Annotated in this window: 8 protein-coding genes, 2 tRNA genes and 3 rRNA genes; 8 read left to right on the top strand and 5 right to left on the bottom strand. The window is 62.3% G+C overall.

All coding sequences use genetic code 11. From position 1 onward, the window contains the following. Positions 1–14: 14 nt before the first annotated feature. Both L1787_RS16830 and L1787_RS16825 read right to left on the bottom strand, forming a co-directional pair. Positions 15–884 (bottom strand): MBL fold metallo-hydrolase, encoded by an 870-nt coding sequence (locus L1787_RS16830; protein WP_235710095.1) that lies wholly within the window; start codon positions 882–884, stop codon positions 15–17. Next, positions 884–1,702 carry an enoyl-CoA hydratase/isomerase family protein gene (locus L1787_RS16825; RefSeq protein WP_235710093.1) on the bottom strand — a complete coding sequence of 273 codons (819 nt, stop codon included), beginning with the start codon at positions 1,700–1,702 and terminating at the stop codon, positions 884–886. Before L1787_RS16825 ends, L1787_RS16830 begins: the two co-directional genes overlap by 1 nt. Positions 1,703–1,921: 219 nt before the next feature. On the opposite strand from L1787_RS16825, the gene L1787_RS16820 reads away from it, so the two are divergent. After that, a complete protein-coding gene (locus L1787_RS16820; protein WP_235710091.1) occupies positions 1,922–2,953 on the top strand; it encodes a substrate-binding domain-containing protein in 1,032 nt (343 codons plus the stop codon). A gap of 8 nt (positions 2,954–2,961) precedes the next feature. Here L1787_RS16820 and L1787_RS16815 read toward each other — a convergent pair whose 3' ends face one another. Next, on the bottom strand, positions 2,962–3,327 hold the full coding sequence (locus tag L1787_RS16815; RefSeq protein WP_235710089.1) for a lysozyme inhibitor LprI family protein: 366 nt from the start codon (positions 3,325–3,327) through the stop codon (positions 2,962–2,964). A 156-nt stretch (positions 3,328–3,483) separates the two neighbouring features. Between L1787_RS16815 and L1787_RS16810 the strand changes: the two genes are divergently transcribed. Then, positions 3,484–4,536, top strand: a complete 1,053-nt coding sequence (locus L1787_RS16810; protein WP_235710087.1) for an acyltransferase family protein — start codon at positions 3,484–3,486, stop codon at positions 4,534–4,536. On the opposite strand, the gene L1787_RS16805 is transcribed toward L1787_RS16810, so the two are convergent. Together L1787_RS16805 and L1787_RS16800 are read right to left on the bottom strand one after the other, a co-directional pair. Continuing rightward, positions 4,515–5,207: an RES family NAD+ phosphorylase gene (locus tag L1787_RS16805; protein ID WP_235710085.1), complete on the bottom strand. Its 693-nt coding sequence runs from the start codon at positions 5,205–5,207 to the stop codon at positions 4,515–4,517. The two genes, L1787_RS16810 and L1787_RS16805, sit on opposite strands and share 22 nt — an antisense overlap. Then, positions 5,204–5,593 carry an MbcA/ParS/Xre antitoxin family protein gene (locus tag L1787_RS16800; protein WP_235710083.1) on the bottom strand — a complete coding sequence of 130 codons (390 nt, stop codon included), beginning with the start codon at positions 5,591–5,593 and terminating at the stop codon, positions 5,204–5,206. The genes L1787_RS16805 and L1787_RS16800 overlap by 4 nt, the downstream gene beginning before the upstream one ends. A gap of 155 nt (positions 5,594–5,748) precedes the next feature. Between L1787_RS16800 and L1787_RS16795 the strand changes: the two genes are divergently transcribed. The 6 genes from L1787_RS16795 to rrf all read left to right on the top strand — a co-directional run bounded on the left by L1787_RS16795 (position 5,749) and on the right by rrf (position 12,901). Further along, a complete protein-coding gene (locus L1787_RS16795) occupies positions 5,749–6,834 on the top strand; it encodes an Acg family FMN-binding oxidoreductase (protein WP_235710081.1) in 1,086 nt (361 codons plus the stop codon). Positions 6,835–7,505: 671 nt separating this feature from the next. Further along, a 16S ribosomal RNA gene (locus L1787_RS16790) occupies positions 7,506–8,969 on the top strand. 217 nt (positions 8,970–9,186) lie between these two features. After that, positions 9,187–9,263 (top strand) — tRNA-Ile (locus tag L1787_RS16785). Between the two features lie 52 nt (positions 9,264–9,315). Further along, a tRNA-Ala gene (locus tag L1787_RS16780) sits at positions 9,316–9,391 on the top strand. A gap of 407 nt (positions 9,392–9,798) precedes the next feature. After that, positions 9,799–12,508: ribosomal RNA gene (locus L1787_RS16775) — 23S ribosomal RNA — on the top strand. Positions 12,509–12,786: 278 nt separating this feature from the next. Further along, positions 12,787–12,901 (top strand): 5S ribosomal RNA (gene rrf, locus L1787_RS16770). The 16S, 23S and 5S rRNA genes sit together here with 2 tRNA genes alongside, the layout of an rRNA operon. Positions 12,902–12,940 lie beyond the last annotated feature (39 nt).

Raw genomic sequence — 12,940 nt, 5'->3', positions numbered from 1 at the left:
TTCGCCGGAATGCCTCAGACAGTGTGCGCCCACGCCTCTTGCACGAGGCGGTAGCCCGCCCCCTCGCGCAGGATCCGCGCAAAGCCCGGAAAATGGACGTGCATCCCGGCGACCGGGATGTTGTCCGTCGCCACCATGTCGAGCGCGCGCTTGCGGCTCGCGACGGCATCGTCATGGTCCCAGTCGAAGAGCACGCCGACATCGGGCCGCGGGATCTGAATGCCCGGCACATGCACCGTGTCGCCCCAGACGAAGACGCTCTCCCCGCCCGAGGCGATCAGATAGCCGCAATGGCCGGGCGTATGGCCGGGAAGCGGTACGGCGGTGATGCCCGGAAGAACCTCCCCCTCGGCCCAGCGCAGGCGCCCACGATAGGGCGCGATCTGCGCGCGTGAGGCCTCGAAATAACGCAGCCGCCGGCGCTCGTCCGCCGTCGCCATGGCCGCATCGTCGTGCCAATGGCGGTGTTCGGCCTCGGCAAGGATCACCTCCGCGTTCCCGAACGCCGCCGCCTTGCCCTCGTCGAGGAGGCCGGCCGAATGGTCGGGATGCATGTGGGTGAGGAGCACGGCGTCGATGTCGCCATAAGCGAGGCCGGCATCGGCGAGCCGCGCGCCGAGCTTGCCGCACGTCTCCCCCATCATATCCGCCGACCCGGTGTCGATCAGCGCCGTATACCCGTTGCCGCGCACGAGGAAGGTGTTGACGGACAGGCGCGGCGGAGACGGCTGGCCGCCCGCTTCGAGGAGCGCGGTCGCCGCCTCGGGATCGATCCCGACGAAAATGTCGGTCGCCGCATCGGCGTATCCGTCGAGAAGGGTGGTGATCACGAGATCGCCGACCCGGCGGTGATAGATTTCTCGAACCTGTTCGCTCGGCTGCATTATCGCCCCTTGAAGTGTGGTGGCCGCTTCTCGTTGAAGGCGTCGACGCCTTCGCGGCGGTCCTCGGTCGGCACCATACGGTGATAGGCCTCGATCTCGAAGGCGAGGCCGTCCCAAAGGCTGAGATCGAGCCCGCGATTCACGGACTGCTTGATCTGCCGTGCCGCGATCGGCGCGTTGCGCGCGATGCGCCGGGCGGTGGCGAGCGTGTCGTCCATGAGGGTCTCATCCGCGCAGACGCGGTTGACGAGCCCCCAGCGCTCGGCCTCCTCGGCGCCGAACGGGGCGCCGGTCAGGAGGATCTCCTTGGCGCGCCGCGCGCCGACCGCACGGGCGAGGTTCTGCGTTCCCCCGAGGCCCGGCATGATCCCGAGCGTCACCTCGGTGAGCGCAAAGCGCGCGCCTTGCGCGGCATAGATGAAATCGCAGGCCGCCGCGATCTCGCAACCGCCCCCATAGGCCGCGCCATTGATGGCGGCGATCACCGGGACCGGGCACGCGAGGAGCGCCCGCACCATCCGCTCGAAGATCAGATGCTGCTTCGTCCAGGTCGCGTCCGACATGCCCCGCCGCTCCTTGAGATCACCGCCGGCGCAAAAGGCCTTGTCACCCCGGCCGGTCAGGATCACCGCGCGGGTTTCTTCGGCGGACACCTGGAGCCCCTCGAAGAGGTGCATGAGATCGAGGCCCATCTGCGTGTCGAGGGCATTGCGCGCCGCGGGCCGATCGAGGGTCACGCGGAGGATGTCGGGATCCGGCCGATCGAGGGTGAGGGTCGCGAAGGTGTTCGTCACGGGTGGGGTCGGGATGTCGGACACGCCGCGTCCTTCCTTATCGGGCGAGATCGTTGCGGATCGGGCCAGAGCGTTGACCGCAGCCGCCATCGGGCGCGGCGGCACCGCCTCCATAACCGTCCGCCATCGGAACGGAGACCCGGCCCGCGCGTTCCACAATGTCCGACGGTTGCGGGTTCATCGTGTCGGGATCCCGTTCGGGGATCGATCGCCTGCAGTCCCGTTCGGCGATTGGCCATCACCATGCGCAGAGAGCAAGACCGGGTCACCATTCGAGACGTCGCCGAGAAGGCGGGCGTTTCGATCGGCACGGCCTCGCGCGTCGTCAACGGACGGACGATCGCGCGGCCTGAATTAAGGGCGGCGGTGCTCACCGCGGTGGAGGCGCTCGGTTATCGCGCTGGAACGTTCGGGGCGGGCCGCAGCGGCGGCGGCCCGTCCTGCGATATCGTCGGCTGCATCGTGCGTGACATCAACATTCCCTCCCTCGCCGCGTTCGTCCGCGCGGCGCACGAGACGCTCGAAAAGGCCGGCTACACCTTCGTCATTTCCAATTCCGAAGGCGCGCGCGAGCGGGAGCTCGAACTGATCCGCAGTTTCTCGCGTGAGCGCCTCGATGGGCTGATGCTCGGCGCCTACACGCCGATGGATCTCGAATTCGAGACCGCCCTTCTCGATTTTCGCGCCCCCCTCCTCCTCATCGACAGGGACACGCCGCGCTGGGCCGATTGCATCCTCGTCGATCACAGGTCTTCGACGAGGGCGGCGGTCGGCCGTCTCATCGGGCTCGGCCACCGGCGCATCGCGCTCCTCACCGGGGCGCCGAAGATCTTCCCCGCGAACGAACGCGTCCGCGGCTATCGGGACGCCTTCGAGGCAGCGGGTCTGCCGGTCGAGGAGGGCCTCATCCGCGCATCGAGCTTCCTGCGGGCGGACGGATTTCGCCTCACGATCCAGCTTCTGGAGGCCGCCAAGCCACCGACGGCGATCATCGCCGGCGGTCTCGATCTGTTGTCCGGGGTGTTGCGGGCGGTGCGGACGCAGCGGCTCGCGGTGCCGGCCGACATCTCGATCGTCGGCGCGGGCGAAAGCGAGCTCGCCGAATTCCATACCCCGGCGATCAGCGTGCAGCGCTGGGACCAGGAGGCGCTCGGCCGGCGCGCGGCGGCGATGTTGCTGCAACGAATGGGCGCGGACGCCGACGCACCGCCCGTGCACGCGGACGTGGCGGCGGAGTTCGTCGAGCGCGGGTCGATCGGCCCACCGCGCGGCTGACGAACGCGTCAGTCCGCAGCGCCCTGCCCGACCGCCGCCTTGATCCGGGTGAGCTCTGCGATCCGGTCGCGATAGAGCTTGGTGAGGCACGCATCGTCCGCCCCGCAGGCGGCACGGTGCTCCAGGAACGCCTCCTGACTGTCGCGCGTCTCGCCCGAAACGCCCATCAAAGCGTGCGATTCGATGTCGTCATAGAGGGCGGCCATCTCGTCGTCGAGCGCGGACAACGCCCCCGATTGGCAGACGGCGTGTTCGTCCGCCGCCGCGGCCTTCGCACAATCGAAGCTCTGCGCCGCCGCCGGACCGGCGAGAGCGAGGAGCGCGAGCGCTCCGATGGCCGTCGCGGCCGTGCGGGTGATGATCGGTCGTGTCACGGCGTATCCTTCCGGGTCGTTCTTGAGGGGCGATGCCGAGCCGACGAAGCGATGGCGGCCGGTTCGCACTCATAACAAATGGTGGTGCATCTTTCCCTCATAGGGACGACACTGCGCCGTGTTCCTCAACACATTTGCAAGACAAGGCGCACGCACATGGCGACGAAAGACCGGATCGCCTGGCTCGATGTCGCCAAAGGTGCATCGATCCTACTTGTCGTTACCCTTCATGCGACACTTTATATGCGGCAATACGATCTCGCATCGTATGGCTATGCGCAACTCAACAACCTTTTCGCCCCGGTTCGGATGCCGCTCTTCTTCGCTGTCTCGGGGCTTCTCGGCATGCGCGCGGTGACGCGGGGCTTCGGCGACCTCTTCACCGGCCGGATCGCGGCCCTCCTCTATCTCTTCGCGCTCTGGACGCTGATCCGCTGGGTCTATTTCGGCAACGTGCAGACCAATGTCCTGACGCCGGAGGAAGGGCGCACGATGTCAGAGCTCGTCACCGCCTGGATCGCGCCCAATACGGGGATCTGGTTCATCTGGGCCCTCGCGATCTTCTTCCTGCTCGCGAACCTTCTTTATCCGGTGCGCCATGTGGCGTTTCCGATTTTCGTGGTGCTCGCGTTCCTCACCTTCGGCGGCGTCATCGAGCCGGCCGCCTATTCGCAGCGCAATCTCATCTGGTACGCGCCCTTCTTCCTCGGCGGCGCGTGGTATGGCGCCTCGATCCTCCACGTGATCACCGCGCGCCCGGTGACGATCGGGCTCGCCGGCGGGCTCGTCTTCGCCGCGCTCAGCATCGCGGTCGCCCATCTCGACGGGTTGAGTTTCGGCGCCGCGCGATTGGCTCTTTCGGCCGCCGGATTGGCGCTCGGCGCAGCCGTTTCGATGGCGCTCGCCGCGTTCCTTCCGTCGCGCGTGGTGTTCACCTATCTCGGCCGCAACACGCTGGCGATCTATGTCGCGCACGTGATGATCGTCGCCGCCCTCGCCGCCCTCCTCGCGACATATGCGGCCGACGCGCCGATGGTGCGCTATTGGGGCGTTCCGGCGATCGTCGCCGCTGCCGTCGCACTGACATTGGGCCTTCGCATGATCGTCGAGGCGGGCGGGCTCACCTGGCTCTACACGCTGCCGCGCGCGCCCTTCACCCGCTCGCGGCGCGGCGATCGACGGACCGCTCAGACCGCGCAGAGCGTGTAGTCCGGCGCCCCGTTCCAGACGAAGCGCCACGTCGCGCCGGGCCGGACATTCTGGATGATGCCCGGATCGAACGCCACGAGACAGCGCCCGCCCGGCGCCCGCACCGACGGATAAAGGAGCCCCCGATAGCCCTCCCGCCGCAAGGAAAGGGCAAGCGTCTGGCCGGCCGGATAGCCGATCTCGGGATCGGCATCGAGGGCGGGATGGGCCGGCTCGTCGGCAAGATCGGGGAAGGTCCCGATGAAGTCGGCGAGGAGCTCCACATAGAGCGCTTCATCCTCGAAGAGGCCGATATAAGCGAGCTCACGAGTACGGTGATAGCCGACCTCGGCCGCCGAGGTGAGCACGTGGTAGCTCGCATACCACGCGCCGCGATCGCCGCTATTGAAGCGGTTCCCGCTGGCCCGTGTGTAGGTGAACGCCGCGTTGATGTGCGTGTCGCCATAAAGGGTGAGATCGCGGGCGCGGCGCGCGAAGACGAGTTCGCGCCGGTCGAGCGCCGGACTGCCCTCACGCTCGGCAATGAGGCGGGCGCTCGTCTCCCCTTCGAGCCTTGCAAGGACCTCCGCCTCCTCGTCGCTGTCGACGAGGGCGCGAAGGACCGGCGGTTTGTGGTGGGTCGCGGAAATGAGGCGGACGAGGGCTCGTTCGCTGATCTCGGTGAACCTCAAACCCCGCCTCGCAACGCATCGATATAGGTTCGGACCCGCAAGATCTTCGGCAAGCCGCCCTCGATCATCGCATCGATCGGGCGGCGTCCGTCGAATTCGGGGCCACGATTGGGGCGCTTCACCCAGCTTTCGGCGATCGGCGAACTGAAATAAAGTTCCAGCCCCTTATAGAGGCCGATGAGGGCGCTGAGACGAAGCAGCTGATCGCGCGTGAGGTCGCCGGCAAAACCCGGCCGGCGGGCCCGCTTCCATGTCGATTCCGACATGTCGGCGAGGGCCGCCGCCTCCTTGACGGTCAGCGACCAGTCGTCGGCGATGCGGCCGAAGGCCTTGAGCGCCACGGCGCGGACATCGGCATTTTGACGATCTTGAAGAGCCTGTTCCATCGCATTGTCTCCAATGCTCTCAATTTAGACCATCTGGAACGCATTACAAGTCCATATGGCCCATACCTACCCTTGATTTGCCTTCCAGGCGAGGCAACACTCCCGCTCCAGGGACCGGGACGACAGGATTGCGCAACGGTAACGAGGGTTCCGCGATGAAACGACGGTCTCTCCTGATCGGCGCCGGAGCCGGCGCGGCGCTTGCGGCAAGCGGCGCCCTCTGGTGGCGGTCGGCGACGGGATCGATGGCGACTTATGACGCACTCACCTCGCGCCTGCGCACCCCGCTCCCCGCCGAGCCGACGACCGCCGGACTTCTGCGCTATGCGACGCTCGCCGCCAACGGGCACAACACGCAGCCCTGGCGCTTTCGGGTGCAGCCAGACGAGATCACGATCGAGCCGGACTATTCCCGGCGCACCCCCGTCGTCGACCCGGACGATCATCATCTGTTCGTCAGCCTCGGCTGCGCGGCGCAGAATTTGGCGCTCGCCACCGCCGCCGCCGGCCTATCGAGCGACGTCGAGGTCGGCGCCAATGGCAGCGTACGCCATCGCCTGGCGCCGGGCGCGCCGATGCGCGATCCGATGTTCGCCGCGATCCCTCGGCGCCAAACGACCCGCTCCCTCTACGATGGCAAGCCGGTGCCGCCGGCGATGATCGACGCCTTGCGCCGCGCGGCGGAGGGGCCCGGCGTGCGCGTCGTCATCCTGACCGATGCGGCGATCGACGCGGTTCGCGATCTCGTCGTGGAGGCCAACACGGCGCAGATCGCCGATCCCGCCTTCGTCGCCGAATTGAAGACCTGGCTTCGCTTCAACCCGCGCGAGGCGATCGCCCACGCCGACGGCCTCTTCGCGGCGACGACCGGAACGCCGCCTGTCCCCGGCCCACTCGGCCGGGCCCTCTTCGACCGCCTTTTCACCGCCGCGAACGAAAACGACAAACATGCCCGCGCGATCCGTTCCTCATCGGGCTTTGCGGTCTTCTTCGCCGAAACCGAGAGCCCGGCGGGGTGGGTCGCCATCGGAGGCGCCTGCCAAAGGTTCGCGCTGACCGCGACCCGGCTCGGCCTCAAGCAAGCCTTCCTCAATCAGCCGGTCGAGGTCCCCGCCTTTCGCCCGGCTCTGGCCGCCCTCGCCGGCGAAGCGACGCTCCGCCCGGATCTCCTGATGCGCTTCGGCTCGGGACCGGATCGCCCTTACGCCCTTCGCCGCCCGGTCACCGCCGTCCTCGACTGAGCCCCCGTGCGAACGGTCACCGCGAGGACCGCCACAGGGAAACGATCGGCCGCCCCTCCCCCGAGACGGCGCGGGAACTTTTTTTCGGCCTCGGCGATTATTTTTTCGGCCGACGCGGACGTTTTTTTGCTCGCCGCCGCTCGCACGGCGCCGAGCGCAAAAAAACCCAAGCCCGTCAGAATGGCGAAAAGTCCAGGAAACCTGCCGCTCCCAACATCCGTGTGACAGGGATTGCAGTTATCCACAGCCCCAAAAATCGATCCGTGTTGACACCCTGAGCGGTGATCCGTATATCCCCATCCACCGACGGGGCAGCGACGCCAACGAGCGGCGCACCTGGAAGGTTTCAGGGACAGAATGACCGGGCCAACCCGAGAGATCGGGCCGGTGTTTTTGTCTCTCCAAGTTTGGGAAGACGGGTTCTTCCGGCGAGGTTTCGGCCTCGGGTTCTTTGACAATCGCATAGATGAAGAAAGAGAAACGTGGGCGGCGTTGTCTCTGCGGATCGCGGCTCGGACCTTTCGGGGTTTGGAGCGGATCAACAAGACAATGGCGGACACGTTTTCAAGACGGACCGCTCCGATGAGATATCGGAGAGTGTGTCCTCGTCAAACGGGCTTCTCTTTATGGGAAGTTCGTCGCAAACGTGATCTTGCCGGATCAGATTGTCTCAACTTGAGAGTTTGATCCTGGCTCAGAACGAACGCTGGCGGCAGGCTTAACACATGCAAGTCGAACGCACCCTTCGGGGTGAGTGGCAGACGGGTGAGTAACGCGTGGGAACCTACCTATCGGTTCGGGATAACTTCCGGAAACGGAAGCTAATACCGGATACGCCCTTTGGGGGAAAGATTTATTGCCGATGGATGGGCCCGCGTTGGATTAGCTAGTTGGTGAGGTAACGGCTCACCAAGGCGACGATCCATAGCTGGTCTAAGAGGATGATCAGCCACACTGGGACTGAGACACGGCCCAGACTCCTACGGGAGGCAGCAGTGGGGAATATTGGACAATGGGCGAAAGCCTGATCCAGCCATGCCGCGTGAGTGATGAAGGCCTTAGGGTTGTAAAGCTCTTTCGCTAGGGATGATAATGACAGTACCTAGTAAAGAAGCCCCGGCTAACTTCGTGCCAGCAGCCGCGGTAATACGAAGGGGGCTAGCGTTGTTCGGAATTACTGGGCGTAAAGCGCGCGTAGGCGGATCATTAAGTCAGGGGTGAAATCCCGGGGCTCAACCTCGGAATTGCCTCTGATACTGGTGATCTTGAGTCCGTGAGAGGTGAGTGGAACTCCGAGTGTAGAGGTGAAATTCGTAGATATTCGGAAGAACACCAGTGGCGAAGGCGGCTCACTGGCACGGTACTGACGCTGAGGTGCGAAAGCGTGGGGAGCAAACAGGATTAGATACCCTGGTAGTCCACGCCGTAAACGATGATAGCTAGCCGTCGGGGTGCATGCATCTCGGTGGCGCAGTTAACGCATTAAGCTATCCGCCTGGGGAGTACGGTCGCAAGATTAAAACTCAAAGGAATTGACGGGGGCCTGCACAAGCGGTGGAGCATGTGGTTTAATTCGAAGCAACGCGCAGAACCTTACCAGCTCTTGACATCCCCTGCTCGCTGGAGAGATCCAGTTTTCCCTTCGGGGACAGGGTGACAGGTGCTGCATGGCTGTCGTCAGCTCGTGTCGTGAGATGTTGGGTTAAGTCCCGCAACGAGCGCAACCCTCGCCTCTAGTTGCCATCATTCAGTTGGGCACTCTAGAGGGACTGCCGGTGATAAGCCGAGAGGAAGGTGGGGATGACGTCAAGTCCTCATGGCCCTTACGGGCTGGGCTACACACGTGCTACAATGGCAGTGACAATGGGTGAATCCCAAAAAGCTGTCTCAGTTCGGATTGTCCTCTGCAACTCGAGGGCATGAAGTCGGAATCGCTAGTAATCGTGGAACAGCATGCCACGGTGAATACGTTCCCAGGCCTTGTACACACCGCCCGTCACACCATGGGAGTTGGTTCTACCCGAAGATGCTGTGCTAACCCGCAAGGGAGGCAGGCAGCCACGGTAGGGTCAGCGACTGGGGTGAAGTCGTAACAAGGTAGCCGTAGGGGAACCTGCGGCTGGATCACCTCCTTTCTAAGGATGTTTGGGATTAAGGCTTGCCTTTCCCGAACGCTTGGAAACACGCCTGGATCTTCGGATCACAGGCATTGGCGAGACGACGCCGCCTTCGTTTCTCTTTCTGAACAGAACGGTTGGGACCGGCCCTCCCCTCTCGGCGACGAGAGGACGGGCTGGGCGCGAACCAGCGTTGTGTGATGCGCGCATCTTGTGTATGCGAGCGTTGCCGGCGGGGCCTGTAGCTCAGGTGGTTAGAGCGTACGCCTGATAAGCGTAAGGTCGATGGTTCGAGTCCATCCAGGCCCACCACGGATTTGGCTGGTCTGGCTTGTTTTGGCTGATCGCCGACGACGCAAACAGAGGGGCCTTAGCTCAGCTGGGAGAGCACCTGCTTTGCAAGCAGGGGGTCGTCGGTTCGATCCCGACAGGCTCCACCAAGTTTACCGTTCTGGAACAGAACCGAATTCCTGCTTTGCAGGATACGCCGCGGATGCGGCGCCGGGCTCGAGCACTTTGTGCGGCCCAAGCTCAGACTGACATCGTGAAGAGAAGATGTGTTCGCCCATCGGGATCGATGAGGAGACGAAACGCGCGAGCGTTGCGTTCCTCGACGGATCGGTTTCGATGCGACGGGCGGAGGGTATCTCCGACATCCTGTGGCTCAGCTGCAGACATGTACCCCTCCCCTGCCCCGATGGTCCTGACCGGCCATTTGGGGATGATGCGAACAGATCTCGTGAAACTGGTCTTTCCTTATCGAAGCACCATTCGACGTTGAACGACGTCGCGCCTCCGCAGGGCGTTTGATCCGATTGGATCTCGGGTGGGCATCGATAATGAGAGTGATCAAGTGCCTTAAGAGCATCTGGTGGATGCCTAGGCATCGAGAGGCGATGAAGGACGTGGTACGCTGCGAAAAGCCGTGGGGAGTTGCGAACAAACTTTGATCCATGGATGTCCGAATGGGGAAACCCACCCGTTAAGGGTACCCGAAAGGGAGCGAACCCGGGGAAGTGAAACATCTCAGTACCCGGAGGAAAGGAAATCAACCGATACTCCGCTAGTAGTGGCGAGCGAACGCGGACCAGCCGAGCAACTTAGGAAAGCAGAACCATCTGGAAAGGTGGGCCATAGTGGGTGACAGCCCCGTATGTGGATCCGACGTTGACGTATCAAGTAGGGCGGGACACGTGAAATCCTGTTCGAAGATGGGGGGACCACCCTCCAAGGCTAAGTACTCCTCGATGACCGATAGTGAACCAGTACCGTGAGGGAAAGGTGAAAAGCACCCCGACAAGGGGAGTGAAAGAGTTCCTGAAACCGGATGCTTACAAACAGTGGGAGGGCGCAAGCCTGACCGCGTACCTTTTGTATAATGGGTCAGCGACTTAGTCTGACGAGCAAGCTTAAGCCGGTAGGTGTAGGCGTAGCGAAAGCGAGTCTGAACAGGGCGTTCAGTTCGTCGGATTAGACCCGAAACCGGGTGATCTAGCCATGAGCAGGTTGAAGGTTGGGTAACACCAACTGGAGGACCGAACCGTTGAATGTTGCAAAATTCTCGGATGACTTGTGGCTAGGGGTGAAAGGCCAATCAAACTCGGTGATAGCTGGTTCTCCGCGAAATCTATTTAGGTAGAGCGTTGGACGTATTCCTCGGGGGGTAGAGCACTGGATGGGCTATGGGGGCTTACCGCCTTACTGATCCTAACCAAACTCCGAATACCCGAGAGAATTATCCAGCAGACACACGGCAGGTGCTAACGTCTGTCGTGGAGAGGGAAACAACCCTGATCACCAGCTAAGGCCCCCAAATCGTGGCTAAGTGTGAAAGGATGTAGAGACCCCAAAACAACCAGGATGTTGGCTTAGAAGCAGCCATCATTTAAAGAAAGCGTAACAGCTCACTGGTCTAAATAAGGGTCTCCGCGCCGAAAATGTAACGGGGCTCAAGCCACGTGCCGAAGCTGTGGGCTTGTCTTTGACAAGCGGTAGCGGAGCGTTCCGTAGGTCCGTGAAGGGATACTCGTGAGAGGTCCTGGAGATATCGGAAGTGCGAATGCTGACATGAGTAACGATAAAGGGAGTGAGAGACTCCCTCGCCGAAAGTCCAAGGGTTCCTGCGTAAAGTTAATCTGCGCAGGGTTAGTCGGCCCCTAAGGCGAAGCCGAAAGGCGTAGTCGATGGGAATGCAGTTAATATTCTGCAACCTGGTGGTAGTGACGAATGCCGTGTGTTGTCAGTCCTTATTGGATTGGTCTGGCAGCGAAGGTGTTCCGGGAAATAGCTCCACCGTATAGACCGTACCCGAAACCGACACAGGTGGACTGGTAGAGTATACCAAGGCGCTTGAGAGAACGATGCTGAAGGAACTCGGCAAATTGCCTCCGTAAGTTCGCGAGAAGGAGGCCTTGGGTTTGCGCAAGCAGATCCGAGGGGCACAGACCAGGGGGTAGCGACTGTTTATCAAAAACACAGGGCTCTGCGAAGTCGCAAGACGACGTATAGGGTCTGACGCCTGCCCGGTGCCGGAAGGTTAAAAGGAGGAGTGCAAGCTCCGAATTGAAGCCCCGGTAAACGGCGGCCGTAACTATAACGGTCCTAAGGTAGCGAAATTCCTTGTCGGGTAAGTTCCGACCTGCACGAATGGCGTAACGACTTCCCCGCTGTCTCCAGCATCGACTCAGTGAAATTGAATTCCTCGTGAAGATGCGAGGTTCCTGCGGTCAGACGGAAAGACCCCGTGCACCTTTACTATAGCTTTACACTGGCATTCGTGGCGGCATGTGTAGGATAGGTGGTAGGCTTTGAAGCGTGAGCGCCAGCTTGCGTGGAGCCACCCTTGAAATACCACCCTTGCTTTCATGGATGTCTAACCGCGGCTTACGCCCGGGACAGTGTATGGTGGGTAGTTTGACTGGGGCGGTCGCCTCCCAAAGAGTAACGGAGGCGTGCGAAGGTGGGCTCAGAGCGGTCGGAAATCGCTCGTTGAGTGCAATGGCATAAGCCTGCCTGACTGCGAGACTGACAAGTCGAGCAGAGTCGAAAGACGGCCATAGTGATCCGGTGGTCCCGAGTGGAAGGGCCATCGCTCAACGGATAAAAGGTACGCCGGGGATAACAGGCTGATGACACCCAAGCGTCCATAGCGACGGTGTTGTTTGGCACCTCGATGTCGGCTCATCGCATCCTGGGGCTGGAGCAGGTCCCAAGGGTTTGGCTGTTCGCCAATTAAAGCGGTACGTGAGCTGGGTTCAGAACGTCGTGAGACAGTTTGGTCCCTATCTGCCGTGGGTGTCGGAGAATTGAAAGGATCTGCCCCTAGTACGAGAGGACCGGGGTGGACGTACCTCTTGTGGACCTGTTGTGGCGCCAGCCGCATTGCAGGGTAGCTACGTACGGACGGGATAACCGCTGAAAGCATCTAAGCGGGAAACCCACCTTGAAACGAGTTCTCCCTTGAGAGCCGTTGTAGACGACGACGTTGATAGGCTGGATGTGGAAGCGTGGTGACATGCGTAGCTTACCAGTACTAATCGCTCGATCGGCTTGATCACTCTCATTAGTTCATGCCCATTCGCCAATGGCGAACGGTTCTCTGCTGATTGCTCTGCAATGAGCCTGGCCTTCGGGCTGCTTGTTGTGAGGCGGTGGCGAGAACTGAAACGAATACGATTGAGGAAAGACCGGCTTTTGCCGGACGGGTTCAACCCGCCAGTTTCACGATCTGATCGCAGCGCAACGAGCGTGTGCGTGGCTCCTCATCGGCGCCCCGCACGGCCGGACGGCCAGGCTCATTGCGCGGCCATCAGAACACATGAACGTCCTCCGCTGGCCTGGTGGCCTTTGCGAGGGGTCCCCACCCGATCCCATTCCGAACTCGGCCGTTAACCCCCTCAGCGCCAATGGTACTTCGTCTCAAGACGCGGGAGAGTAGGTCGCTGCCAGGCCTGCCGAGGACGTTCAAACATCTTCTCTTCATCGATGCA

This window comes from Acuticoccus kalidii, from assembly GCF_021556395.1.
GTDB classification, from domain to species: domain Bacteria; phylum Pseudomonadota; class Alphaproteobacteria; order Rhizobiales; family Amorphaceae; genus Acuticoccus; species Acuticoccus kalidii.
Note: the sequence above shows the minus strand (reverse complement) of the source record. Positions and strands in the feature narration are given on the sequence as shown.

Excerpts from the sequence above, each read along its gene's own strand:
- L1787_RS16830 (WP_235710095.1), bottom strand. The coding sequence starts at position 884 with ATGCAGCCGAGCGAACAGGTTCGAGAAATCTATCACCGCCGGGTCGGC.
- L1787_RS16820 (WP_235710091.1), top strand. The coding sequence starts at position 1,922 with ATGCGCAGAGAGCAAGACCGGGTCACCATTCGAGACGTCGCCGAGAAG.
- L1787_RS16810 (WP_235710087.1), top strand. The coding sequence starts at position 3,484 with ATGGCGACGAAAGACCGGATCGCCTGGCTCGATGTCGCCAAAGGTGCA.
- L1787_RS16800 (WP_235710083.1), bottom strand. The coding sequence starts at position 5,593 with ATGGAACAGGCTCTTCAAGATCGTCAAAATGCCGATGTCCGCGCCGTG.
- L1787_RS16795 (WP_235710081.1), top strand. The coding sequence starts at position 5,749 with ATGAAACGACGGTCTCTCCTGATCGGCGCCGGAGCCGGCGCGGCGCTT.